Annotated in this window: 23 protein-coding genes; 7 read left to right on the top strand and 16 right to left on the bottom strand. The window is 68.1% G+C overall.

Annotation, left to right across the window (positions count from 1 at the left end; all coding sequences use genetic code 11):
- Window positions 1–51: 51 nt before the first annotated feature.
- Window positions 52–1,248 carry an N-acetylmuramoyl-L-alanine amidase gene (locus ACTJI6_RS16290; RefSeq protein WP_440802110.1) on the bottom strand — a complete coding sequence of 399 codons (1,197 nt, stop codon included), beginning with the start codon at window positions 1,246–1,248 and terminating at the stop codon, window positions 52–54.
- Complete coding sequence (locus tag ACTJI6_RS16285) at window positions 1,245–2,381, bottom strand: pyridoxal phosphate-dependent aminotransferase (RefSeq protein WP_440802107.1); 1,137 nt, start codon at window positions 2,379–2,381, stop codon at window positions 1,245–1,247. The genes ACTJI6_RS16290 and ACTJI6_RS16285 overlap by 4 nt, the downstream gene beginning before the upstream one ends.
- A gap of 162 nt (window positions 2,382–2,543) precedes the next feature.
- Here ACTJI6_RS16285 and ACTJI6_RS16280 point away from each other — a divergent pair, with 162 nt between their 5' ends.
- On the top strand, window positions 2,544–3,284 hold the full coding sequence (locus tag ACTJI6_RS16280) for a DsbA family protein (protein ID WP_126155519.1): 741 nt from the start codon (window positions 2,544–2,546) through the stop codon (window positions 3,282–3,284).
- A 5-nt stretch (window positions 3,285–3,289) separates the two neighbouring features.
- Here the strand turns inward: ACTJI6_RS16280 and ACTJI6_RS16275 are convergent, their stop codons facing one another.
- Window positions 3,290–4,132 (bottom strand): SDR family oxidoreductase, encoded by an 843-nt coding sequence (locus tag ACTJI6_RS16275; RefSeq protein WP_440802105.1) that lies wholly within the window; start codon window positions 4,130–4,132, stop codon window positions 3,290–3,292.
- Window positions 4,133–4,219: 87 nt separating this feature from the next.
- Between ACTJI6_RS16275 and ACTJI6_RS16270 the strand changes: the two genes are divergently transcribed.
- Complete coding sequence (locus tag ACTJI6_RS16270; RefSeq protein ID WP_440802103.1) at window positions 4,220–4,609, top strand: winged helix-turn-helix transcriptional regulator; 390 nt, start codon at window positions 4,220–4,222, stop codon at window positions 4,607–4,609.
- A gap of 57 nt (window positions 4,610–4,666) precedes the next feature.
- Here ACTJI6_RS16270 and betA read toward each other — a convergent pair whose 3' ends face one another.
- The 3 genes from betA to betI are packed head-to-tail and all read right to left on the bottom strand — an operon-like array spanning window position 4,667 to window position 8,306.
- Complete coding sequence (gene betA, locus ACTJI6_RS16265; RefSeq protein ID WP_440802101.1) at window positions 4,667–6,286, bottom strand: choline dehydrogenase; 1,620 nt, start codon at window positions 6,284–6,286, stop codon at window positions 4,667–4,669.
- An 11-nt stretch (window positions 6,287–6,297) separates the two neighbouring features.
- Window positions 6,298–7,737 (bottom strand): betaine-aldehyde dehydrogenase, encoded by a 1,440-nt coding sequence (gene betB, locus ACTJI6_RS16260; RefSeq protein WP_440802120.1) that lies wholly within the window; start codon window positions 7,735–7,737, stop codon window positions 6,298–6,300.
- Window positions 7,738–7,739: 2 nt separating this feature from the next.
- Window positions 7,740–8,306 (bottom strand): choline-binding transcriptional repressor BetI, encoded by a 567-nt coding sequence (gene betI, locus ACTJI6_RS16255; protein WP_126155524.1) that lies wholly within the window; start codon window positions 8,304–8,306, stop codon window positions 7,740–7,742.
- Between the two features lie 85 nt (window positions 8,307–8,391).
- On the opposite strand from betI, the gene choX reads away from it, so the two are divergent.
- The 4 genes from choX to ACTJI6_RS16235 all read left to right on the top strand — a co-directional run bounded on the left by choX (window position 8,392) and on the right by ACTJI6_RS16235 (window position 12,511).
- Complete coding sequence (gene choX, locus ACTJI6_RS16250) at window positions 8,392–9,333, top strand: choline ABC transporter substrate-binding protein (protein WP_440802100.1); 942 nt, start codon at window positions 8,392–8,394, stop codon at window positions 9,331–9,333.
- Window positions 9,334–9,376: 43 nt separating this feature from the next.
- Entirely contained in the window at window positions 9,377–10,225 is an 849-nt protein-coding gene (gene choW, locus ACTJI6_RS16245) for a choline ABC transporter permease subunit (protein WP_440802098.1), read from the top strand.
- The gene (gene choV, locus ACTJI6_RS16240; protein ID WP_440802097.1) at window positions 10,222–11,238 is read left to right on the top strand and encodes a choline ABC transporter ATP-binding protein; all 1,017 of its coding nucleotides are present in this window, start codon (window positions 10,222–10,224) and stop codon (window positions 11,236–11,238) included. Before choW ends, choV begins: the two co-directional genes overlap by 4 nt.
- Before the next feature lie 109 nt (window positions 11,239–11,347).
- Window positions 11,348–12,511: an NAD-dependent epimerase/dehydratase family protein gene (locus ACTJI6_RS16235; RefSeq protein WP_126155528.1), complete on the top strand. Its 1,164-nt coding sequence runs from the start codon at window positions 11,348–11,350 to the stop codon at window positions 12,509–12,511.
- A 69-nt stretch (window positions 12,512–12,580) separates the two neighbouring features.
- On the opposite strand, the gene ACTJI6_RS16230 is transcribed toward ACTJI6_RS16235, so the two are convergent.
- Window positions 12,581–12,964 carry a DUF2147 domain-containing protein gene (locus ACTJI6_RS16230; protein ID WP_440802095.1) on the bottom strand — a complete coding sequence of 128 codons (384 nt, stop codon included), beginning with the start codon at window positions 12,962–12,964 and terminating at the stop codon, window positions 12,581–12,583.
- Between the two features lie 137 nt (window positions 12,965–13,101).
- On the opposite strand from ACTJI6_RS16230, the gene hisA reads away from it, so the two are divergent.
- Window positions 13,102–13,821, top strand: a complete 720-nt coding sequence (gene hisA / locus ACTJI6_RS16225) for a 1-(5-phosphoribosyl)-5-[(5-phosphoribosylamino)methylideneamino]imidazole-4-carboxamide isomerase (protein WP_126155530.1) — start codon at window positions 13,102–13,104, stop codon at window positions 13,819–13,821.
- Here the strand turns inward: hisA and ACTJI6_RS16220 are convergent, their stop codons facing one another.
- From ACTJI6_RS16220 to gmk, 9 genes are all read right to left on the bottom strand, one after another.
- Entirely contained in the window at window positions 13,822–14,145 is a 324-nt protein-coding gene (locus tag ACTJI6_RS16220; protein ID WP_126155531.1) for a 2Fe-2S iron-sulfur cluster-binding protein, read from the bottom strand.
- Window positions 14,146–14,248: 103 nt separating this feature from the next.
- Complete coding sequence (locus ACTJI6_RS16215; protein WP_440802094.1) at window positions 14,249–15,805, bottom strand: Do family serine endopeptidase; 1,557 nt, start codon at window positions 15,803–15,805, stop codon at window positions 14,249–14,251.
- A gap of 176 nt (window positions 15,806–15,981) precedes the next feature.
- A complete protein-coding gene (gene hflC, locus ACTJI6_RS16210) occupies window positions 15,982–17,190 on the bottom strand; it encodes a protease modulator HflC (protein WP_440802092.1) in 1,209 nt (402 codons plus the stop codon).
- Complete coding sequence (hflK, locus tag ACTJI6_RS16205; RefSeq protein ID WP_440802090.1) at window positions 17,190–18,386, bottom strand: FtsH protease activity modulator HflK; 1,197 nt, start codon at window positions 18,384–18,386, stop codon at window positions 17,190–17,192. Before hflK ends, hflC begins: the two co-directional genes overlap by 1 nt.
- 104 nt (window positions 18,387–18,490) lie before the next feature.
- Window positions 18,491–19,888 (bottom strand): glutathione-disulfide reductase, encoded by a 1,398-nt coding sequence (gene gorA, locus ACTJI6_RS16200; protein WP_440802088.1) that lies wholly within the window; start codon window positions 19,886–19,888, stop codon window positions 18,491–18,493.
- Window positions 19,889–19,891: 3 nt separating this feature from the next.
- Entirely contained in the window at window positions 19,892–20,644 is a 753-nt protein-coding gene (rpiA, locus tag ACTJI6_RS16195; protein ID WP_440802087.1) for a ribose-5-phosphate isomerase RpiA, read from the bottom strand.
- A gap of 72 nt (window positions 20,645–20,716) precedes the next feature.
- A complete protein-coding gene (locus tag ACTJI6_RS16190; protein ID WP_440802086.1) occupies window positions 20,717–21,832 on the bottom strand; it encodes a sensor histidine kinase in 1,116 nt (371 codons plus the stop codon).
- Window positions 21,829–22,350 carry a gamma carbonic anhydrase family protein gene (locus ACTJI6_RS16185; protein ID WP_440802085.1) on the bottom strand — a complete coding sequence of 174 codons (522 nt, stop codon included), beginning with the start codon at window positions 22,348–22,350 and terminating at the stop codon, window positions 21,829–21,831. The genes ACTJI6_RS16190 and ACTJI6_RS16185 overlap by 4 nt, the downstream gene beginning before the upstream one ends.
- A complete protein-coding gene (gmk, locus tag ACTJI6_RS16180; protein ID WP_440802083.1) occupies window positions 22,347–22,976 on the bottom strand; it encodes a guanylate kinase in 630 nt (209 codons plus the stop codon). Before gmk ends, ACTJI6_RS16185 begins: the two co-directional genes overlap by 4 nt.
- Window positions 22,977–23,112: the final 136 nt, after the last annotated feature.

Here is a 23,112-nt window from a genome sequence, read left to right as displayed (position 1 = left end):
TATAGCGGCGCGGCCGGTTCCGGTCAAAACAACACTGGGGGATCGCAACCCTTATTGGCGCAGCATCGCCGCCCGCGCGGCCTCGTCCCGCGCCCAGCCGACCACGGCCTCGGACACGGCCTTGACCATGCGGTCGCGCCATTGCGGGTTCAGCAGGTTGGCCCGGTCGTCGTGGTCCGAGATGAAGCCCAGTTCCAGCAGGACCGAGGGAATGTCGGGCGATTTCAGCACCGAATAGGTGGCGCGCTGCACCGGCCGGTCATGCATCCCGATCCCCATCAGCGACATCCGCGATGTCAGCCATCGGGCGAAGCTTTCCGACCGAGGCTGGGTATCGGTGCGCGCGAAATCCATCAGCACCCCGGCCAGGGCGTCGTCATGGCCGGTCAGGTCCGCCCCCGCCAGCAGGTCGTCGCGGTCGTGGCGCAGCGTCAACTGGTCCGCCGCGCGGGCATCGGCCGCCGGGTTCCAGACATAGATCGTCGCCCCCGCCGCCTGCCCTTCCGGCAAGGCGTCCGCGTGCAGCGAGATGAACAGGTCGGCCCGCGCCTGCCGCGCCGTGGTCATGCGCCGTTCCAAGGCCACGAAGCTGTCGTCGGTCCGCGTCATCTCGACTGTGACGCCGCGCGCCTGCAAGGCCGCCCGCAGTTCCAGCGAAAAGACCAGGACCAGGTTCGCCTCGCTTTCGCCCTCGGCCAGGGCGCCGGGATCGAAGCCGCCATGACCCGGATCCAGAACGACCGTGAAGGCCTCGTCCGGGGGCGGCCCCGGCACGTCTGCCGGTTCGGGCAGGTCGCGCAGGGCGGCCGTGGCCGATGGCCGGGGCGCGAAGTCCTGGGCCGCGACCGGAGCCAGGGCCACGGTGATCTGCGACAGCGCCGCGCGCGCCCGCTGGCCCGCGCTGTCGATACGGTAAGGGCCGGGCAGTTCGACGACCACGCGCGCCCAGTCCCGCCCATACGGACCCCAGCGGATCGCGGGCGACAGGTCGGCGCCGAACAGATCCTGCGGCAGGGCCAATCCCAAATCGGCGCCCTTCAGATCGACGATCAGGCGGGGCGGACCGTCCACCAGATAGGTCCGATAGGGGACCGCCTTCGTCAGCGACAGCCGCAGTTCCAGCGGCTTCGGCCCGCCCCAGCCGCGCCCGGTCGCCACCAGCGACGATCCGCCCAGATCCAGCCGCGCCGGCTCCTCTGCCCAGGCGGGCAACGACAGCAGCGCCAGGATCAGCAGCAGCCATTTCATCGCGCGGCCATGAATCCTTGCAGACGGCGCAGCCCCTCGGCGATGTCGGCGGTGGCGCGGGCATAGGAAAAGCGCAGCGTCCGCGCGCCACGGTCGGGATCGAAATCCAGCCCCGGCGTCACCGCGACGCCCGCCTTGTCCAGAATCTCGGCCGCGAAGGCCACCGAATCCCCGGTCAGATCCGACACATCGGCATAGATGTAGAACGCCCCTTCCGGCGGCGCGATGCGGTGAAAGCCCGCCTTGGGCAGCCCCTCCAGCATCAGGCGGCGGTTCTCGGCATAGACGGCAAGGTTCGCGTCGGCCTCGGCCGCGCAGCCCAGGGCGGCAAGCGCCGCGACCTGGCTGGCATGAGGCGGGCAGATGAACATGTTCTGCGCCAGCCGTTCCACGGTGCGGACGTGATCGGGGGGCACGACCATCCAGCCGACCCGCCAGCCGGTCATCGAGAAATACTTGCTGAACGAGTTGATGACGAACACGTCGTCCGTCACCTCCAGCGCGGAATGGCAGCGGTCGCCATAGGAAAGGCCGTGATAAATCTCGTCCGAAATCAGGGCCATGCCCCGCGCCTTCGCCGCATCCGACAGCGCCCGCAATTCATCCGTGCGCAGCACCGTGCCCGACGGATTGCCCGGCGACGCGAGGATCAGACCCGCGCAACCGTCCGGCAGGTCGTCTGGGCGGGGCTGATAGCGGTCCTCGGGGCGGGTGGGGATGCCCACGGGGTCCAGCGACATGGCCCGCAGGATCTGGCGATAGCTGGGATAGCCGGGATACCCCATCGCCACCCGGTCGCCCGCATCGAACAGCGCCGAAAAGGCCAGGATGAAGGCCCCGCTGCTGCCCGGCGTCACCACCACGCGGGCCGGATCCAGATCGACGCCGTACCAGCGACGATACAGATCCGCGATCCCCTGCCGCAGCGCGGGCAGGCCCAGGGCCACGGTATAGCCCAGCGGCTGTTCCAGCGCGGCGGCCAGCGCGCGCCGCGCGCCTTCGGGGGCGGGGGTGGACGGCTGGCCGACCTCCATATGGATGATGTGGCGACCCGCTGCCTCGGCGCGGGCGGCGGCTTCCATCACGTCCATGACGATGAAGGGATCGACCTGGCCGCGAACGGATTTCCTCATGGTACTGCTCATCCTTGGTTTTCGTCTTTTTTCCTGTCTTACGCGCGCGGGGACAGCGCGAAAAGCCCCCTGGCGCCTTCCGGTCACGCAGCTTTGTCGGACGCTTCCTTGCCAACGGACCGCGCAGACGCCAAGCTGGCGCGAACCAAGACGAGGATCCCGATGAAACGCCTGATCGCCGCGCTGCTTTTGACCGCGACCCCTGCCATGGCCTTCGACATTTCCGCGATGTCGGACGCCGAAAAGGCCGCCTTCGGGGACGCCGTGCGCGAATACCTGATGGCCAATCCCGAAGTTCTGGTCGAATCCATCAACGTGCTGGAAGAACGCCGCGTCGCGTCCGAGGCGGAAAACGACGTGGCCCTTGTGGCCTCGAACCACGAGGCGATCTTCCAGGACGGCCACAGCTGGGTCGGCGGCAATCCCGATGGCGACGTGACGGTGGTGGAATTCATCGACTATCGCTGCGGCTATTGCCGCAAGTTCAACGACCAGGTTCATGATCTGGTCGAGAGTGACGGAAATATCCGCCTGATCCTAAAGGAATTTCCGATCCTGGGACAGGACAGCGAGACCTCGGCCCGTTTCGCCGTCGCGGCCAAGCAACTGGGCGGGGATCAGGCCTATGTGAAGGCGCATGACGAACTGATGGCGCTGCGCGGCGCGCCCTCGCCCGAGGCGCTGAAATCCATTGCCGCCGCTATCGGCCTGGACGGGGACGAGGTTCTGAACACCATGAACACCGAATCCGTGTCCGCCGTGCTGCGCGAGAACCGGCAACTGGCCGAACGCATGGCGATCATGGGCACGCCGACCTTCGTGATCGGCGATACCCTGCTGCGCGGAATGCCCGCGGCGGGGCTGGAAGCCAGCGTCGCCGCCGCGCGCGAAGCCAAAGGCTGATCCGATCAGGCCAGAGCGGCCTTGACGCTGTCGGCCAGCGGCGTGCTGGGACGCCCGATCAGCCGCGCCAGCGTGGCCCCATCGCCATCCAGCGCGCCTTGGGCCGCGCCCGCGTCGAACCCGGCATAAGCTGCCGCCAGACCGGCGGGCAGGCCCGCGTCTTCCAGCGCCTTGGCATAGTCTGCCTGCGGCAGGTCCACATAGGGAATGTCGCGGCCCGACTGGCGCGAGATCTCGGCGGCCAGATCGGCCAGCGTCCAGGCAGGGCTGCCCGCCAGTTCATAGACCGACCCGTCATGACCCGGCGTGGTCAGCACCGCAACCGCCGCCGCCGCATAGTCGGCCCTCGCCGCCGCCGCGATGCGCCCCTGCCCCGCCGAGCCATGGAAGGCGCCGTTCGCCAGCGCCGCGGGGATCGAGCCGGTGTAATTCTCGGCATACCAGCCGTTGCGCAGGACCGTGACGGCAAGGCCGCTGTCCTTCAGCATCGCCTCGGTCTGGCGGTGTTCCTCGGCCAGCGACAGGGGCGAGCGGTCGGCATTCAGCAGGCTGGTATAGACGATGCGCCCCACGCCAGCAGCCTTGGCGGCGTCGATGACGTTGCGGTGCTGGACCGCGCGCTTGCCGATTTCACTGCCCGAGACCAGCATCAGCGTGTCCACGCCGTCCAGCGCGGCGCCCAGCGTCTCGGGGCGGTCGTAATCGGCGACGCGGGTCGGAATGCCCAGATCGGCGGCCTTGGCGGGGTCGCGGACCAGCCCGACCAGATCGGTCCGGCCCTGCTGTTTCAAACCCTGGATGATCAGGCGGCCCAGATGGCCGGTGGCGCCGGTAATGGCGATGGTCATGGTGATTCTCCTTGAACGAATCCTGTGCGGCCTGTTATGGCGTTATCGCTTACGATTCGTAAGTACGCACAGATTTGTAAGTGTCCGATGACCGTTCATGACAAGCCCCAACCCGAAAGCCTGACCGACCGCCTGCAACGCGGCGACGTGCTGGCGGCCGCCTGCCCGTCCCGCGCGGTGCTGCGTAGCGTCACCAGCCAATGGGGCGTGCTGGTGCTGATGGTGCTGCGCGACGGCACGCATCGGTTCAGCGCCCTGCGCCGCAGGATCGGCGGCGTGTCCGAACGGATGCTGGCCGAGACGTTGAAGCGGCTGGAGGGCCACGGGCTGGTGCGCCGGGTGGCCTTTCCGGTGGTGCCGCCGCAGACGGAATACAGCCTGACCCCGCTGGGGACCGAGGCCGCCGAGCGGGTCGCGGCACTGGCCGATTGGGTGGAAACCGCCCTGCCCCGGATGCTGCCCACCGACCGAGACTGAGGCGCCGACGGCACACTCGGAGCCTCCGGCGGGCGTATTTGGACAAAGAAGAAGCGGCTATTCGGCGGCCAGGCGGTCGTGGTCCGGCCGCGCGATGCGGCCCAGGATATGATCGGCGGCTTTCTCACCGACCATGATCGAGGGGCCGTTCAGGTTGCCGTTGGTGATGCGCGGAAAGATCGAGCTGTCCGCGACGCGCAGGCCTTCGACGCCGATGACCCGCAGGTCGGGATCGACCACCGCCATGGGGTCATGGACCGCGCCCATCCGCGCCGTGCCGCAGGGGTGATAGGCCGATTCGGCGTGGTCGCGGATGAAGGCGTCGATCTGGTCGTCGGTCTGGACCTGCGCGCCCGGCTGGATCTCGTCGCCCCGGTATTCGGCAAAGGCGGGCTGGCTGAAGATCCGGCGCGTCAGGCGCACGCAGGCGCGGAATTCGGCCCAGTCGTCGGCATGGGACATGTAGTTGAAGCGGATCTCGGGCGCGGCGGCCGGATCGGCCGAGGCGAGCCGCACGCTGCCGCGCGATTTCGACCGCATCGGGCCGACATGGGCCTGGAAGCCATGGCCCTGCGCCGCCGCCTTGCCGTCATAACGCACCGCCAGCGGCAGGAAGTGATACTGGATGTCGGGATAGTCCGCCGCGTCCGACGACCGAATGAAGCCGCAGCTTTCGAACTGATTCGATGCGCCCAGCCCGGTCTTTTGCAGCAGCCATTCGACCCCGACCCGGCTTTTGCCCAGCAGGTTGTAATAGGTATACAGCGTGATCGGCTTCAACGCCTTGTATTGCATGTAGATTTCAAGATGGTCCTGCAAATTGGCGCCGACGCCCGGACGGTCGGCCAGCGGCGCGATGCCGTGCTGGCGCAGGTGGTCGGCGGGACCGATTCCCGACAACATCAGCAGCTTGGGCGTGTTGATCGAACTGGCCGAGACGATGATCTCGCGTCCTGCGCCGATGGTCTCGGTCCGGCCCTTGCGTTCTATTTCAACGGCATAGGCGCGCTTTCCTTGAAACAGGATCCGGCGAGCCAGGGCGCGGACCAGCGTCAGCCGCCCGGTCTTCAGCGCCGGGCGCAGATAGGCGTTGGCGGCGGACCAGCGGCGGCCCTTCCAGATGGTCGCCTCCATCGGGCCGAAGCCCTCCTGCTGTTCGCCGTTGTAGTCGGGGGTATAGGGCCAGCCCGCCTGCTGCCCCGCCTGGATGAAGGCGTTGAACAGCGGGTTGCGGCGCCGGCCGCGCGTGACATGCAGCGGGCCGTCGGTGCCGCGCCACGGGGACGCGCCACCGTGCCAGGTCTCCATCCGCTTGAAATAGGGCAGCACGTCCTCATAGCCCCAGCCCTCGGCGCCGCTGTCGCGCCAGTGGTCGTAATCCTTGCGGTGGCCGCGCACGAAGACCATGCCGTTGATCGAGGACGATCCGCCCAGCACCTTGCCGCGCGGCGTGGCCAGCCTGCGACCGCCCAGATGCGGTTCCGGCTGGCTGGCGAAACCCCAGTCGTATCGCGGCATGTTCATCGGGTAGGACAGCGCCCCCGGCATCTGGATGAAGATGCCGATGTCGCTGCCGCCGTATTCGATCAGGGTGACGGAATGCCCCGCCTGCGTCAGGCGATAGGCCAGCGCGCAACCGGCGGAACCGGCGCCGACGATGACGTAATCCGCGGTCATGGCTGGTCCCCCTAATACGGCGCCTCGACGGCGCCCATGCCGACATAGACGGTCTTGAGTTGCGAATAATGCTCGATGGCGGCTGCGGAATTCTCGCGGCCCAGCCCGGACAGCTTGACGCCGCCGAAGGGCATTTCCACCGGCGTCAGGTTATAGGCGTTGATCCAGCAGGTGCCGGCCTCCAACGCGGCGACGACGCGATGGGCGCGGGTCAGATCCTGGGTGAAGACCCCCGCCGCCAGGCCGAAGCCGGTGGCGTTGGCGCGGGCCACGGCCTCGGATTCGTCGGCGAAGGTCAGCGTGGTCATCACCGGGCCGAAGATCTCGTCGCGGGTGATCAGCATGTCGTCGCCCGCATCGGCAAAGACCGTGGGCGGGATGAAGCCCCCCTCGCCCAGCCCGCCGCAGACCAGCCGCGCGCCCGCGTCCTGGCCCGCCGTGATCGCCGCGCGGATCTTGCCCGCCTGCGCGGCGTTGATGATGGGGCCGAATTGCGTGTCCGGGTCCAGCGGATCGCCCATGCGGACCTGTGCCAGCCGTTCGGCCAGCCGGTCCAGGAAGCGTGCGGCGATTCCCCGTTGCAGGAACACGCGCGTGCCGTTGGAACAGATCTGACCCGAGGAATAGAAGTTCGCCAGGATCGCCGCCCCCACGGCATCCTCCAGGCTGGCGTCGTCGAAGACGATCAGCGGCGACTTGCCGCCCAGTTCCATGGTGACATGGCGCATCCCCTCGGCGGCGGCGGCATAGACGCGGCGGCCGGTGGGCACCGATCCGGTCAGCGAGACCTTGGCGACGCAAGGATCGGTGACCAAGGCGGCGCCGACCTGGCCGCGCCCCTGCACCACGTTGAAGATGCCCGGCGGGGCGCCCGCCTCGATCAGGATTTCGGCCAGCTTCAGCGCGCCCAGGGGCGTTTCCTCGGACGGTTTGAAGACCATCGCGTTGCCCATCGCCAGCGCGGGCGCGGCCTTCCAGCAGGCGATCTGGCTGGGATAGTTCCAGGCGCCGATGCCCGCGCAGACGCCCAGGGCCTCGCGCCGGGTATAGGCCCAGTCGCGGCCCAGGGGAATCATCTGGCCGGTGACGGTCGCGGCCAGGCCGCCGAAATATTCCAGCGCGGCAGCCCCGGACGGCCAGTCGGCCACCAGCGTTTCCTGGATCGGCTTGCCGGTATCCAGCGTCTCCAGCCGGGACAGGTCGTCGTTGCGGTCGCGGATGATCGCGGCGGCGCGGGACAGGACGCGGCCCCGGTCCGCGGGCGCCATCGCCGCCCAATCGACCTGCGCGCGGGCGGCGGACTGGCAGGCCAGCGCCACCTGATGGGTCGATGCCTCGCGCAGCGAGGCGATTTCCTGGCCGGTATAGGGATAGAGGACGGGCAGCACGGCGCCCTCGCCCTCGACGAAGGCGCCGTCGATGAACAGGCTGGCGGCGGGTTGGGCGTTCAGGGTCACGTCAGGGCCTCGTCCAGGTAATCGAAGATCAGTTTCTCGGCCGTCACCGCATCGACATCGCCCCGCGTCAGCACCGCGCGCAGATAGACCCCGTCGATCAGCGCGCCCAGGGTTTCGGCGACGCGGGCGGGATCGTCGACCAGCGGCCGCAGCGCCAGGATCAGATTCGACCGCAGGCGGCGGTGATAGACCCGCAGCAGGCGCGCAGCCTCGGGGTTGATCAGCGCCAGGGCATAGAAATTGATCCAGGCGCTGACCGTTTCGCGCTGAAAGTTCTGCGGCGCGAAGCTGGCCCCGACGATGGCGTTCAGCCGGCCGCGCGGGCCGTGGCCCGGCAGGCGTTCGGCGACCGAACGGCCATAGACGCGCAGGATATAGCGCATCGCGGACAGGAAAATCTGTTCCTTGGACCCGAAATAGTGATGCGCCAGGGCGGGCGACATGCCCGCGCGCCGGGCAATCTGGGCCACCGTCACGTCCAGGGATCCCGCACGACCCACCTCGAAGATCGTGGCGTTGATTAATGCGGCTTTTCGGATAGGCTCGGCCCCGATCTTGGGCAAGGTGGCACCTGTTCGCAGAAGACGGTTGCTATTCAGGGCCTGTGTATCTTTAATTGACTGACCAATCAAGAACAGGGAGCCTCGCATGATCCGCAAACGCCTGACCCTTTCCGTGGCGATCGCCACCGCGCTTGCCGGACCTGTCCTGGCCGCGGAACCCGACGACTGCCGCCGGGTGGTGCTGTCCGACGTGGGCTGGACCGACATCACGGCGACGACGGCGCTGGCCTCGACCGTGTTGCAGGCCCTGGGATACGAGACCGAGACGAAGCTGCTGTCGGTGCCCGTCACCTATACGGCGCTGTCCACCGACGACGTGGACATCTTCCTGGGCAACTGGATGCCCACGATGGAGGCCGACATCGCCCCCTATCGCGACGCGGGCACGGTGGACACGGTGCGCACCAACCTGACGGGGGCGAAATACACGCTGGCCACCAACAAGGCGGGCGCGGATCTGGGCATCACCGACTTCGCCAGCATCGCCGAACACAAGGACGCGCTGTCCGGCCAGATCTACGGGATCGAGCCGGGCAACGACGGCAACCGCCTGCTGCTGGAGATGGTGGCCGAGGACAAGTTCGGCCTGGGCACGTTCGAGGTGGTCGAATCCAGCGAACAGGGGATGCTGGCCCAGGTCGCCCGCGCCGACGCGGCGGGCCAGCCGGTCGTGTTCCTGGGCTGGGAACCGCATCCGATGAACGCCCAGTTCGAGATGACCTACCTGACCGGCGGGGACGAGATCTTCGGTCCCGACCTGGGCGGGGCCGAGGTGCGCACGAACACCCGCCACGGCTATGTCGGCGAATGCCCCAACGTGGGCAAGTTCCTGCAAAACCTGGAATTCACCCTGCCTATGGAAAACGAGGTGATGGGCAAAATTCTGAATGACGGGCAGGATCCGATGGCCGCCGCCAAGGACTGGCTGTCGGCCAATCCCGATGCCGCGACCCCCTGGCTGGAGGGCGTGACCACCTTCGACGGCAACGACGCTCAGGCCGCCCTGACCGAGGCGCTGTCCGGCTGATCGCCGGGCCGCCCGCCTTTTCCTGACCAGCAAGGACGCGCGCATGGATCAACTGACGGCCTGGGTGACGGATAACAAGATCCCCGTGGGACGCACCGCCAAGGCGATCTTCGACTGGCTGAACGCCAATGCGGCGGGGCTGTTCAATACGATCTCGGGCGCGTTGGAATGGCTGATCGGCGGTATCCTCGCGGGGTTGGAGGCGCCGCATCCGCTGCTGTTCATCCTGCTGGCCGTGGCGCTGACCTGGGTCTTGCAGCGCAACTGGAAGACCTGTCTGCTGGTCGCGGCGGGCCTGCTGTTCGTGCTGAACCAGGGATATTGGGACGAAATGCAGCAATCGCTGACCCTGGTGCTGGCGGCCTGCCTGGTCTGCATGGCAATCGGCGTTCCGGTGGGCATCGCCGCCGCGCACCGCCCGCGCCTTTACGCCTGGATGCGGCCGGTGCTGGATCTGATGCAGACGCTGCCGACCTTCGTCTATCTGATCCCGGCCATCGTGTTCTTCGGCATCGGCATGGTGCCGGGGCTGCTGGCCACGGTGATCTTCGTGCTGCCCGCGCCGATCCGCCTGACCCAGTTGGGGATCAGTTCCACCCCCCCTGCCCTGGTCGAGGCCGCGACCGCCTTCGGCGCCACGCCGCGCCAGCTTTTGTGGAAGGTCGAACTGCCCAGCGCGCTGCCGCAGATCATGGCCGGGCTGAACCAGACCATCATGCTGTCGCTGTCGATGGTGGTGATCGCCGCGCTTGTCGGCGCCTCGGGCCTGGGGGTTCCGGTGGTCCGGGCGCTGAACAGCGTCAACACCTCGCTGGGCTTCGAATCGGGCTTCGTGATCGTGGTGGTGGCGATTCTTCTGGACCGGATGCTGCGGATGGAGGGCCGGAAATGACCATCGTCCCCAATGCCGTCGAATTCGACCGGGTATCCATCGTCTTCGGCGACCACCCCGAAACCGCCCTGCCGCTGATGGACCAGGGCCGGGAACGCGGAGAGATTCGCGCCGCCACCGGCCAGGTTCTGGGCGTCCACGACTGTTCCCTGAACGTCCGCCAGGGCGAGATCCTGGTGCTGATGGGCCTGTCCGGGTCCGGCAAGTCCACGCTGCTGCGCGCCGTCAACGCGCTGAACCACGTCTGCCGGGGCGAGGTCCGGGTCTGGGACGGCCAGGGCATGATCTCGGTCAGCGGGGCGGGCAAGCGCGCGCTGCGCGACATCCGGCTGCGCCATGTGGCGATGGTGTTCCAGCAATTCGGCCTGCTGCCCTGGCGGACCGTGCGCGAAAACGTGGGCCTGGGGTTGGAGCTTGCGGGCATGTCCCCTGCCCAGCGCAAGGTCCGCGTGGATCACCAGTTGGAAACGGTCGGGCTGAAGGACTGGGCCGAACGCAAGGTGGGCGACCTGTCGGGCGGGATGCAGCAGCGCGTGGGCTTGGCCCGCGCCTTCGCGACCGAGGCGCCGATCCTGCTGATGGACGAACCGTTCAGTGCGTTGGACCCGCTGATCCGGTCGCGCTTGCAGGACGAATTGCTGGAATTGCAGGCCAAGACGCAGCGCACCATCATCTTCGTCAGCCACGACCTTGACGAGGCCTTCAAGCTGGGCAACCGCATCGCCCTGATGGAGGGCGGGCGCATCGTCCAGATCGGCACCGCGCGCGAAATCATCGCCAATCCGGTCAGCGATTACGTCGCGGATTTCGTGGCCCACATGAACCCGCTGGGGGTGTTGACCGCGGCCGATGTGGTCCAGCCGGGCGACGCGCCGGGCGATCCGGTGCCGCGCACCATGCCGGTGCGTAAGGTAATGGGGTTGCTGTCGGACCGCACCGCCCTGCCCGTCGAGGGCGGCGGCTGCATCACCCGCGACGCGGTTCTGGCCCGGCTGATCGACCCGCGCGGCTGATCTTCGCCGTGGTCCGAATGCGACAGGCATGTGTCGGTCGCGTGGCAGCTATGGCATCCGCCCATCCGCGCCAGTAAAAGGCGGCAAAGCGGGTATCAAAGGCAGGTTCATGAAGATCATCGTTCTGGGCGGAGACGGTTTCTGCGGCTGGCCGACGGCGCTGCATCTTTCGGCGCGCGGTCATGACGTGGTGATCGTGGACAACCTGTCGCGCCGCAAGATCGACGTGGAACTGGAAGTCAGCAGCCTGACGCCCATCCGCCCGCTGGGCGAGCGGGTGCGGGCATGGCACGAACTGACCAACCACACCATCCGGGTCGAGAATTTCACCGTGGGCGAACATTACCACCGCCTGCTGACGCTGCTGCGCGACGAACGGCCCGACGCGGTGATCCATTTCGCCGAACAGCGCGCCGCGCCCTATTCGATGAAATCAAGCTGGCACAAGCGCTATACCGTCAGCAACAACCTGAACGCCACCAACGACATCCTGGCCGCCATCGTCGAATCCGGCCAGGACATCCACCTGGTCCATCTGGGCACGATGGGCGTCTATGGCTATGGCACGGCGGGGATGAAGATTCCCGAAGGCTATCTGGACGTGCTGGTAGAAACCGAGAACGGCCCCCATCGGCAGGAAATCCTGTATCCCGCCAATCCGGGGTCGATCTATCACATGACCAAGACCCAGGATCAGCTGTTCTTCTTCTATTACAACAAGAACGACGGCGTGCGGATCACCGACCTGCACCAGGGCATCGTCTGGGGCACCCAGACCGAGGAGACGCGCCTGGACGACCGGCTGATCAACCGCTTCGACTATGACGGCGATTACGGGACGGTGCTGAACCGCTTCCTGATGCAGGCGGCCATCGGCTATCCGCTGACGGTGCATGGCACGGGCGGCCAGACCCGCGCCTTCATCCACATCCAGGACACCTGCCGCTGCATCGAACTGGCCCTGACCAACCCGCCCGCGAAGGGCGACCGGGTCAGCATCCTGAACCAGATGACCGAGACCCATCGCGTCCGCGACCTGGCGCAGATGATCGCCGACCAGACCGGGGTCGAGATCGCCTTCCTGAAGAACCCCCGCAACGAGGCCGACGAAAACGACCTGCACGTCGCCAACGACCGTTTCCTGGGCCTTGGGCTTGATCCCATCAAGCTGGAAGACGGGTTGCTGGCCGAAGTCCAGGAAATCGCCCGCAAATACGCCGACCGCTGCGACCGCGACAAGATCCCCTGCGTGTCGCAATGGCGAACGGCGTAACCGCCGTTCCCGTCATCCGTCCTGCGCGTCCGAACAAGCCCAACTGACGCAGGGGAATTTCCTCTGCTGTTACTGCACCCGCGCCCAGGTCTGGCTTTTGCAGATCAGCCCGCCCGCGACGCATCCCGACAGGCTCATCCGGTCGCCCTCGACCGTGGCCTTGCCGTTGTAGATCTTGTCGTTGGCGGGGCGCCACACCTTGCCCGTGTAGTTGCCGCCGCCCTGCGGGGCCATGTCGATGACAATCTGGCGGCCCAGGTTCGGGGATTGGTATTGCGACTGGCCCTTGTAGGTCCGGGTGATGGTGCCGCAGAAGGCCCCGCCGCAAGGCACGATGGTGACATGGGCGAAGGCGCCGTCGTCGGGCTGGGTCTGCCAGACCCCCTCGATCGGGTCGGCGGCGGCGGCGGTGGCGGCCAGTGCAAGAACGGCGGCGGCGATGATGTGGCGCATGGTTTCCCCCCTGATGCTGGCGCGATGCTGCGGGGCGGCCCCTTGTCTGGCAAGCGTGACGTGAGGTCGCGGCGCGCCCTTCCGTTCCGGGCGCCCGCGTGGCAAAGGAGGCGCGACCCCAACCGCCGGAGCCTGCCATGATCCTCTATCCCGCCATCGACCTGAAGGACGGCAATTGCGTCCGCCTGCTGCGCGGCGAGATGGAGGCCGCGACCGTCTTCGGCACCGACCCGGCGGCGCAGGCGCGCGCCTTCCAGGACGCGGGCGCGGAATGGCTGCACCTGGTCGACCTGAACGGCGCCTTTGCGGGCCGTCCCGTGAACGCCGAGGCGGTCGAGGCGATCCTGGCCGCCATCGACATTCCCGCCCAGCTTGGCGGCGGCATCCGCGACATGGCGACCATCGAGGGCTGGCTGGACAAGGGCCTGTCCCGCGTGATCCTGGGCACCGTCGCGGTGGAAGATCCCGACCTGGTGCGCGAGGCCGCAGCCGCCTTCCCCGGCCGCATCGCTGTGGGCATCGACGCCCGCGCCGGGCGCGTGGCGACCCGCGGCTGGGCCACCGAGACGCAGGTGACGGCGACCGACCTGGCCCGCCAGTTCCAGGACGCGGGCGTCGCCGCGATCATCTATACCGACATCGACCGCGACGGCGCCATGCAGGGCCCCAACATCGCCGCCACCGAGGCTCTGGCCCGCGCAGTCGGCATTCCGGTCATCGCATCCGGGGGCGTGTCGTCGCTGGACGACCTGCGCGCCCTGGCAGAGACGCAGGTGATCGCGGGGGCGATTTCGGGCCGGGCGCTGTATGACGGCGCCATCGACTTGGCCCAGGCCCTGGCGCTGCTGAAGCCGTGATCAGATCTGGCGTTCGGGCAGCTGCACGACCAGCCCGTCCAGCGCGTCCGTCACCTTGATCTGGCAGGTCAGGCGCGACCGTTCGGGGTCGGGCTGATAGGCGAAGTCCAGCATGTCCTCTTCCATCGGGTCTTTGGGGGGGATCTGGTCCACCCAGGCCGGATCGACATAGACATGGCAGGTCGAACAGGCGCAGGCGCCGCCGCAATCGGCGTCGATGCCGGGAATGCCGTTGTCGCGCGCGCCCTCCATCACCGTCATGCCGGGCTTCACGTCCACCTCGTGGCGGGTTCCGTTATGCTCGATATAGGTGATGCGGGCCATGGCTTGGGTGTCCTTTGCTGTGCAGGGGGCAGATAGGCCATCGGCCCCGCAATGAAAAGGGGCGGCCCCGCAGGACCGCCCCCCTTTGCCCCAAGGGGCAGGATCAGGATTCGCCGACCGGCAGGGCGACGAAGCGCGGCTCTCCGGCGCGGCGCACCAGCACCAGCAGGGACTTGCGCCCCGCCTCGCGCGCCTCGTCGATGCGGGCGTTCAGGTCGCCGATGGACGCGACCGGCTGCTGGCCCGCCTCGGTGATGATGTCGCCGGGGGCAAGGCCCTTTTCGGCGGCTTCGCTGGACGGATCGACCTCTTGCACGACCAGGCCGCGCGCGTCGTTGGGCAGTCCCATGTCCTGCGCCATCTGGGGCGTCAGCACGGACAGCGTCATGCCCAGGACATCCTGCTGGCTGGGGCTGCTTTCCGAACCGCCGGGCCGGTCGCCCGCGCCTTCGGCGGTTTCACGGCGGCCCAGCGTCACCGACAGGGTGACCGGCCCGTCGCTGCGCTGCACCACGACATCGACCGGCTCGCCGGACGGCGCCTCGGCGACGCGGCGGACCAGGCTGCGGGTGTCCTTGACCTCGGACCCGTCAAAGCTGGTGATGACGTCGCCCGCCCGCATCCCGGCCTCGCGCGCGGGGCCTTCGGGAACATCCGTCACCATGGCGCCGGATTCGGCGGCAAGGCCAAGCGCCTCGGCCATGTCCGGGGTCACGTCCTGGATCTTCACGCCCAGCCAGCCGCGCCGGGTTTCCCCGAATTCCTGCAACTGCTTCACGACGCTGGAGACGACGTTCGACGCCATGGAAAAACCGATGCCGATGGATCCGCCGTTGGGCGACAGGATCGCGGTGTTGACGCCCACGACCTCGCCTTTCAGGTTGAACAGCGGGCCGCCGGAGTTGCCCCGGTTGATGGCCGCGTCGGTTTGCAGATAGTCGTCATAGGTGCCCGACAATTCGCGGTTGCGCGCCGACACGATCCCCGAACTGGCCGAGAAACCCTGGCCCAGCGGGTTGCCAAGCGCCAGCACCCAGTCGCCCACGCGGGCCTCGTCGGAATTGCCGAATTCCACGAAGGGCAGCGGGTCGCTGCTTTCGACCTTCAGCAGCGCCAGGTCGGTATTCGGGTCGGTGCCGACCACCTTGGCGGGCAGGGTCTCGCCGGAATAGAATTCGATCTCGATCTCGTCCGCGCCCTCGATGACGTGGTTGTTCGTGACGATGAACCCGTCGGCCGAAATCACGAAGCCCGATCCCAGGGCGTTGGACCGCTGCGGCATCCGGGGACCACCCGGACCGGGCTGGCCGGGAATGCCCGGAAAGCCGAAATCGCGGAACAGGTCGGAAAACGGGCTGCCTTCCGGGAAGATCGGCGCGCCCTCGCCGCCGGTCGGCTGGGCCACCACGGCGGTGGTGGTGATGTTGACGACGGCGGGCGCGACCTGCTGGACCAGATCGGCGAAGCTGTCGGGCATGACCTGCGACGAGGCCGTCTCGGGCGCGGTCAGCGGTTCGTTGTTGTTCGCCGCCTCTTGCGCCTGCTGGCTGGCCTCGGGCGAGATGTCGGGCTGCGCGTCCTGCGCCGCCGCGAAACCAAGGCCGACGGTCACGGCCAGCGCCGAGGCGGTCAGGAGATGCCGAGGAGAAAAGGTCTTCATGCGGATGCCCTCATCTTGCGCATTCTGCCCTGGGCCGAAGATGGCCGGGGATCAGGTTGGATATGAAGAAGAAATAGGTCGGCGTTGCAAATAAACCACGCTCTCGGGCAGTGAACTGATCGTGACTTTTATTGCAGAAGGGGCGGATGGTGTCCCACCCGCCCCATTCGCGTCGGTCATTCCTGTGCCGGGGCGTCCTGCGGCGCCGGGTCTGCGGCCGCCCCATCGTCCGCCGGCTGTTCCGCCGCCGGCGCGGCCTCGGGGGCCGTCGCGGGGGCGGTTTCGGCGGGGGCGCCGACGCCTTCGGTCTGCTGCGGCGGGGTCGCCAGCATTTCCGGCACGGGGGTCAGGGTAACGCCCGCGCTTTCGCCCAGCCGGTTGCCTTCGCGGTCGGTCACGGTGGGTGTTATCAGGTCTTCCTCGTCGTCTGCGGCGGCCGGCGGCTGGATGGTGCCCGCCGAATTGCCCGCCGGGACCGGGGTCGGCGACGGGTTCGCGCGGCTGGCGCCGTCATCGCGCAGATAGCTGAAGAATTCCCCGTCCGGCTGCAACACCATGGTGCTGTTCTCGCCCCGGATCGCCCGTTCGTACGAGGTCATCGACCGCGTGAAGGCGAAGAATTCCGGGTCGCGCCCGAAGGCGTCGGCATAGATGGCGTTGCGCTGCGCGTCGGCCTCGCCTCGGACGATCTCGGCGCGCTTGGACGCCTCGGATGTCAGTTCCGTCACCGTCCGGTCGGCTGCGGCGCGGACCCGCTGCGCGGCCTCGCCGCCCCGCGCGATCTCGTCGGCGGCCTCGCGCTGGCGTTCGGCGCGCATCCGGGCATAGGTCGCGTTCAGGTTCTGCTCGGGCAGGTCGGTGCGGGTCAGGCGCACGTCGATGATCTCGACCCCCAGCCCTTCCGAGTTCGAGCGCGCCTCGTCGCGGATCTGGTTCATCAGCGCGGTGCGGTCGTCAGACAGCACGCTGGTGGACGGCACGGTCCCCAGCACCTCGCGGATGGCGTTGCGCACGATGGGTTCCAGGCGGCCCTGCGCCCCCTGGATGCCGCCCGCGCCGACCGCCTGGCGGAAGCGGACCACATCGGTGATCCGCCAGCGGGCGAAGGCGTCCACGATCAGGCGGCGGTCGTCAAGGGGCGTGACCTCCAGCGGGACGGTCGGCAGGCCCAGGATGCGGCCGTCGTATTTTTCGACGTTGTCCAGAAACGGCACCTTGAAATCCAGGCCCGGATCCTCCTTCACGTCGACGACGCGGCCCAGGCGCAGCACCAGGGCCTTTTCGCGTTCGTCGACGATGAACACCGAGGACGCGACCAGCACGCCCACCGCGATCAGGGCGGGAATGGCCAGCGTCGCGGCCGTAATTCTGCGAGCGGTGGCCATCAGTTGTTCCCTCCGGTATTGGCGTTGCCCTGGCCGGACCGGCGCAGTTGGTCAAGCGGCAGATAAGGCACGACGCCCGATCCCTGCCCTTCCACGCCGTCGCCCAGAATCACCTTGTCCACGCCGCCTAGGACGTTCTCCATGGTTTCTAGATACATCCGGCGGCGGGTCACTTCGGGGGCCTTCACATATTCCTCGTAGATCGAATTGAAGCGCGCGGCCTCACCCTGGGCGGTGTTGACCGCCTGGGCGCGATAGGCCTCGGCCTGTTCCAGCGCCTGCGCCGCGTCGCCTCGGGCCTGGGCCAGGACGCGGTTTGCATAGGCGTCGGCTTCCTTCTCAAGCCGGTCGCGTTCCTGCTGGGCGGCCTGCACCTCGCGGAAGGCGTCGATCACCTCGGCCGGGGGGTCGGCGCGGTCCAGGTTGACGCGGACCACGTTGATCCCGGACTGATAGGCGTCCAGCGTTTCCTGGACCGAGGTTTGCAGGTCGTTGGCGATGGTGCCGCGATCCCGGTTCAGGATCGGCGCCAGTTCGCTGCGCGCGATGATGTCGCGCATCGAGGATTCGGCCACGGCGCGCATGGTGTCGGCGGGATCTGCCAGGTTGAACAGGAATTTTTCCGGGTCCGAGATGTTCCAGACGACCTGATATTCCATGTCCACGATGTTCTGGTCGCGGGTCAGCATCAGACCGTTGTCCATCTCTCCCTGGCGGCCGGTGCCGATCTCGGTCACGCGTTCGTTGGTGACGGGGATGACCTCGGCGGTGACGACCGGCCAGGGGGCGAAGTTCAACCCTTCCGTGCCCACGGCCACCGCGCGGCCGAACAGGAATTCGACGCTGCGTTCGTTGGTCTGGACCCGGTAGAAGCTGGCGAAGGCCCAGAGGGCCAGCAGGATCAGCCCGCCGATGGTCAGGGTGGTGCGGTTCATCTGGAACCCCGGCGACTGCGGGCGGCGCGGGCCGCCGCCGACCGGACCATTGCCGCCGCCGCGCCCGCCCATCAGCACGCGCAGCCGTTCCTGGCCCTTCTTCATCAGTTCCTCGATCTCGGGCATCTGCTGCGGGCCGCCGGGCCGTTGCGGCCCTCTTGGCGGCTGCTGCTGTCCCCAGGGGCGGTTCGAGGGGCGCTTGTCGCGATCCTCGTCATCTCCTCCGCCGCTTCCGCCGCCCCATGGGCCCTGACTTGCCATCCCTAATCCTTCTTTCTTCTTCGAAATTCCGTTGCTTGAAACTGGGACGGCAGGGGGAAATGTCAACCCGAACAGCCCCTGTCCGTGCCCATCTGTCGCAATTGTCAGGCGGTTGCAGCCTGTGCAGGAACCTCCAGCCGGTGCCGGCGCGTCGGATTGCGCATCGTCACCAGTTCCTCGGCCGCGGTGGGGTGGACGGCCATGGTCGCATCGAAATCGGCCTTGGTCGCGCCCATGGTGATGGGGATCGCGGCAAGCTGGATCATCTCTCCGGCGTCGGGTCCGAAGATGTGGCAACCCAGAACCTTGTCGGTTTCGGGATCGACCAGCAGCTTCATCATCACCTTGGAATTGCTGCCCGCGAACATCGACCGCATCGGCCGGAACACGGTGTCATAGACATCCACGTCGCCGCGCGCGCAGGCCTGTTCCTCGGTCAGCCCGACCGAGGCGACCTCGTGCGGGCGCAGATAGACCGCGCTGGCGACATTGACATGGCTGACGGTGCGCGCCCGGCCGCCGAAGACCGTATCGGCAAAGGCATGACCCTCGCGGATCGCCACCGGGGTCAGGTTCACCCGGTCGGTCACGTCGCCCACCGCGAAGATCGACGGAACCGCCGTCTGCGACCATTCGTCCACCGCGATCGCGCCGTTCGGACGCAGGTGGACGCCGGTGTTCTCCAGCCCCAGCCCGGCGGTATAGGGCGCGCGGCCGGTGGCCCAGATCACCGCGTCGAAGCCGTCGCGGCTGCCATCAGTGAAGGTGACGCCGATCCCGTCGCCCTGCCGTTCCAGCGCGGTGGGGTTGACGTTCAGGCGCAGGTCGACGCCGATTTCGGACAGTTGCAGCGTCGCCATGTCGCGGGCCTGCCGGTCGAAGCCGCGCAGCACCGCGTCGCCACGATAGGCCTGCACCGTCTCGCAGCCCAGCCCCGCCAGGATCGTCGCGAATTCGCAGGCGATGAAGCCCCCGCCGACCAGCAGCACCCGGCGCGGCAGCGATTCCATCAGGAACAGGTCGTCGGAGATCAGGCCCAGTTCCTCGCCCGGAATGCCGGGCAGCGCGGGACGGCCGCCCACCGCGATCAGGATGTGCTTGGCGGTCTTTTGCGTGCCGTCGGCCAAGGCGACCGTATGGGGATCGACGATGGTGGCGCGCTGATGAAAGATCTGCACGCCCGACTTTTCCAGGTTCGCGGTATAGATCAGCTCCAGCCGGGTCAGTTCCGCGTCCAGCTTCTGGCGGAACACCGTCCAGTCGAACCGCCCCGCCTGTGCGCCCTCCCAGCCATAGCCGCGCATCTCTTGCGCCATCAGCCCGGCCTGCGAGGCGAAGATCATCAGCTTTTTGGGCACGCAGCCCCGGATCACGCAGGTGCCGCCCATGCGGCTTTCCTCGGCCAGGGCGACGCGGGCGCCGTGTTCGCCCGCCGCGATGCGCGCGGCCCGCACGCCGCCGGAGCCGCCGCCGATCACGAACAGGTCATAGTCGAAAGTCACAGCTCAATCTCCTTCGCCGGCCAGCATGTCGGCGTCTATGTCAGCATTGCGGTCAAGCCGGACAACCGTGCCGTCGGGCTTGCCGATGATCGCCAGGTGGCACATGCCCAGGAACAGCCCGTGCTCCACGACACCCGGTATGGCCGACAGCGCGCGCGCAAGCGCCACCGGATCGGGGATCGCGCCCAAGTGCAGATCCAGGATCCAGTTTCCCTCGTCGGTGATCCATGGGTTGCTGCCCTTCAGGCGGTGCAGCACGTCCCGGTCGCCCAGATCCAGGTCGGCCAGGGCGCGGCGGATCAGGGTTCGGGTGGTCTCGAACCCGAACTGCACCACCTCGACCGGCAGGGGAAAGGCGCCCAGCTGTTCCACGACCTTGCCGGGATCGGCGATCACCACCATCCGCTGACTGGCCGCCGCGACGATCTTCTCGCGCAGATGCGCGCCGCCGCCGCCCTTGACCAGATGCAGGTCGGGATCAACCTCGTCGGCGCCGTCGATGGTCATGTCCAGCCAGCCGATGTCATCCAGGCTTTCGATGGACAGGCCCAGGCCTTCCGCCAGTTCGCAAGTCGCCTTCGAGGTTGCGGCGCAGCGCAGCGACAACCCCTCGGCCCGTGCGCGGGCGGCCAGTTCGCGGACCATGACGCTGGCGGTCGATCCGGTGCCCAGGCCCAGTTTCATGCCGTCCTGCACCAGGGCCACGGCGGCGCGCGCGGCGGCCAGCTTGGCGGGATCGGGTTGAGGTTGCGACATGGGCGGTCTCCATCCTGGGGCGTTGCGAAAGGTTATAGGCGACCGGCCTGCCCCCCGCCACCGGCAAAACCCTTATCCCCGGCTGACGCCTTCCGGCAGGATCACCGTGAAGCTGCTGCCCTGCCCCTTGGCGCTGTCGATGCGCAACCGGCCGCGATGGCGGTTGACGATATGCTTGACGATCGCCAGCCCCAGCCCGGTGCCGCCCTGCGCACGGGATCGGTGGGTGTCGACACGGTAAAAGCGTTCGGTCAGACGGGGGATGTGCATCCCCTCGATCCCCTCGCCCTTGTCGCGGATCTCGACGGCCCAGGCCGGGCCGCGCAGCATCGGTTCGTGGTCGATCCGGCGCATTGAGACGCCCAGATAGCCGCCCGACCCGCCGTATTTGATCGCGTTCTCGATCAGGTTCTGGAAGACCTGCACCAGTTGGTCGGGATCGCCCGGCACCGGCTGGCTGCCCGCGATGCCTTGGGTTTCGACCGCGACGCCTGCTTCCCGCGCGGCCTGGTCCATCGTCGCCAGGACGCCGCGCAGCAGCAGGGGCAGGTCCACGCGGCCCGCCGGGCGGCGGCGCTCCTCGGCCTGGACGCGGCTCAGCGACAGCAGGTCGCTGACAAGGCGGTTCATCCGGGCGGCCTCGCGTGCCATGATGTCCAGGAAGCGGTCGCGGGCCTTGGCATCGTCTCGGGCGGGACCGCGCAGCGTCTCGATGAAGCCGATCATGGCGGTCAGCGGCGTCTTCAGTTCGTGGCTGACATTGGCCACGAAATCGCGGCGCATCTGTTCGGCTTCCTCGGTCACGGATCGGTCCAGCACCGCGATCGTCGCCCCGCGGCCCAGGGCCGAGGGCAGCCGCGCCACGGTGATGTCCGCCGCGATGTCGCGCCCGTCGGCCACCACCGCCGCCGACAGCCGCACCACGCCGTCGACCTGCGCGGGACCGGCCATGGGATCGGGCAAGGGCGCGGGATGGTGGTCGGGATCAAGCACCCAGTCGACGGCCTCGACCACGGCGGGATGGCGCAGGACGGTGACGAAGGGCCGGTTCAGCAGATCGCCGCCGCCGAACAGCGCCACCGCCGCGCGGTTGGCACCGATGGTGCGCGCCCGGCCGTCGACCGCCAGCATCGGGACGGGCACGCCCTCCAGCAGGTCCGAGGCCCAGCGATGCCCGTCGCGGATCATCCTGCCTGCCGCAGCCCGGCGCGGAACCGCGCGGCATTGGCGCGGTAGCGTTCGGCCGACCGGCGCAGCCCTTCCAGGGCCGCGTCGTCCAACATCCGCACCACCTTGCCCGGCGCGCCCATGACCAGGGCGCCGGGGGGGATCTCTTTGTTCTCGGCGATCAGCGCCCCGGCGCCGATCAGCGCCCCGGCCCCGATCCGGGCGCCGTTCAGGACCGTCGCGCCCATGCCGATCAGCGCGCCGTCGCCGATGGTGCAGCCGTGCAGGATCGCGCGATGGCCGATGGTGCAGTCCGCGCCGATCGTCAGCGGACAGCCGGGATCGGTGTGCAGGACGCACAGATCCTGGACATTGCTGCCCCGGCCCACGCGAATCTCCTCGGTGTCGCCGCGCAGGACCGCGCCCCACCAGACCGAGGCGCCGTCCTCCAGCACCACCTTGCCGACCAGCTGCGTGTCGGGCGCAACCCACGCATCCGCCGCCAGGCGAGGGGCGTGTCCTTCCAGTTCCCAGATCATGCGTGTTCCTCCATCAGGTTCTTGACGAAGCGGCCCAGCCCCCCCTGCCGGTCGCGGCGCAGCCGTTCGGCGGTCAGGATGGCGCGCAGGTTCAGCTCGGTCCGGTCCAGGTCGTCGTTGATCAGGACGTAATCGTATTCGGCCCAATGGCTGATCTCGGCGCGGCTTTTTGCCATCCGGCTGGCGATCACCGCCTCGCTGTCCTGGCCGCGCGCGCGCAGGCGGCGTTCCAGTTCCGGCAGCGACGGCGGCAGCACGAAGATCGACACCACATGCCCCCCCAGGGCGGATGCGCGGATCTGCTGGCCGCCCTGCCAGTCCACGTCGAACAGCGTGTCGCGCCCGTCGCGCATCGCGGCCTCGACCGGGGCGCTTGGGCTGCCATACAGGTTGCCGAACACCTCGGCATGTTCCAGCATCTGCCCCTGTTCGACCATCTGGTGGAAGGCCCCGGCGGTGGTAAAGTAATAATGCTGCCCGTCCACCTCGCCCGGACGCGGCGGGCGGGTCGTGGCCGAGACCGAGAAACGCAACGAGGGATCCCAGTCCATCAGCCGCCGCGCCAGCGTCGATTTCCCTGCGCCCGATGGCGATGACAGGATGATCAGCAGGCCGGTTCTGTCCATGGGGCGCCTTTCCTTGTGCCTTTGCGCGCGGGATGGACCAGCCTTGCCGGGCGGTCAAGGCCCCGGACCGGGGCGCGCGGCGGCGGGCGCCCTGCAAAGTCTTAACCATTTCTAAGGAAAACGACTCGGCAGGGCG

This window comes from Paracoccus sp. 22332, from assembly GCF_052045125.1.
In the GTDB taxonomy this organism is placed as follows: Bacteria; Pseudomonadota; Alphaproteobacteria; order Rhodobacterales; family Rhodobacteraceae; genus Paracoccus; species Paracoccus haematequi_A.
The sequence above is the reverse complement of the archived record's forward strand: the minus strand, read 5'-3'. Positions and strand labels throughout refer to the sequence as shown.

Bases quoted from the DNA above. Each gene is read 5' to 3' on its own strand.
- ACTJI6_RS16290 (WP_440802110.1), bottom strand. From the start codon at position 1,248: ATGAAATGGCTGCTGCTGATCCTGGCGCTGCTGTCGTTGCCCGCCTGG.
- ACTJI6_RS16285 (WP_440802107.1), bottom strand. From the start codon at position 2,381: ATGAGGAAATCCGTTCGCGGCCAGGTCGATCCCTTCATCGTCATGGAC.
- ACTJI6_RS16280 (WP_126155519.1), top strand. From the start codon at position 2,544: ATGAAACGCCTGATCGCCGCGCTGCTTTTGACCGCGACCCCTGCCATG.
- ACTJI6_RS16275 (WP_440802105.1), bottom strand. From the start codon at position 4,132: ATGACCATCGCCATTACCGGCGCCACCGGCCATCTGGGCCGCCTGATC.
- ACTJI6_RS16270 (WP_440802103.1), top strand. From the start codon at position 4,220: ATGACCGTTCATGACAAGCCCCAACCCGAAAGCCTGACCGACCGCCTG.
- betA (WP_440802101.1), bottom strand. From the start codon at position 6,286: ATGACCGCGGATTACGTCATCGTCGGCGCCGGTTCCGCCGGTTGCGCG.
- choX (WP_440802100.1), top strand. From the start codon at position 8,392: ATGATCCGCAAACGCCTGACCCTTTCCGTGGCGATCGCCACCGCGCTT.
- choW (WP_440802098.1), top strand. From the start codon at position 9,377: ATGGATCAACTGACGGCCTGGGTGACGGATAACAAGATCCCCGTGGGA.
- choV (WP_440802097.1), top strand. From the start codon at position 10,222: ATGACCATCGTCCCCAATGCCGTCGAATTCGACCGGGTATCCATCGTC.
- ACTJI6_RS16235 (WP_126155528.1), top strand. From the start codon at position 11,348: ATGAAGATCATCGTTCTGGGCGGAGACGGTTTCTGCGGCTGGCCGACG.
- ACTJI6_RS16230 (WP_440802095.1), bottom strand. From the start codon at position 12,964: ATGCGCCACATCATCGCCGCCGCCGTTCTTGCACTGGCCGCCACCGCC.
- hisA (WP_126155530.1), top strand. From the start codon at position 13,102: ATGATCCTCTATCCCGCCATCGACCTGAAGGACGGCAATTGCGTCCGC.
- ACTJI6_RS16220 (WP_126155531.1), bottom strand. From the start codon at position 14,145: ATGGCCCGCATCACCTATATCGAGCATAACGGAACCCGCCACGAGGTG.
- ACTJI6_RS16215 (WP_440802094.1), bottom strand. From the start codon at position 15,805: ATGAAGACCTTTTCTCCTCGGCATCTCCTGACCGCCTCGGCGCTGGCC.
- hflC (WP_440802092.1), bottom strand. From the start codon at position 17,190: ATGGCCACCGCTCGCAGAATTACGGCCGCGACGCTGGCCATTCCCGCC.
- hflK (WP_440802090.1), bottom strand. From the start codon at position 18,386: ATGGCAAGTCAGGGCCCATGGGGCGGCGGAAGCGGCGGAGGAGATGAC.
- rpiA (WP_440802087.1), bottom strand. From the start codon at position 20,644: ATGTCGCAACCTCAACCCGATCCCGCCAAGCTGGCCGCCGCGCGCGCC.
- ACTJI6_RS16190 (WP_440802086.1), bottom strand. From the start codon at position 21,832: ATGATCCGCGACGGGCATCGCTGGGCCTCGGACCTGCTGGAGGGCGTG.
- ACTJI6_RS16185 (WP_440802085.1), bottom strand. From the start codon at position 22,350: ATGATCTGGGAACTGGAAGGACACGCCCCTCGCCTGGCGGCGGATGCG.
- gmk (WP_440802083.1), bottom strand. From the start codon at position 22,976: ATGGACAGAACCGGCCTGCTGATCATCCTGTCATCGCCATCGGGCGCA.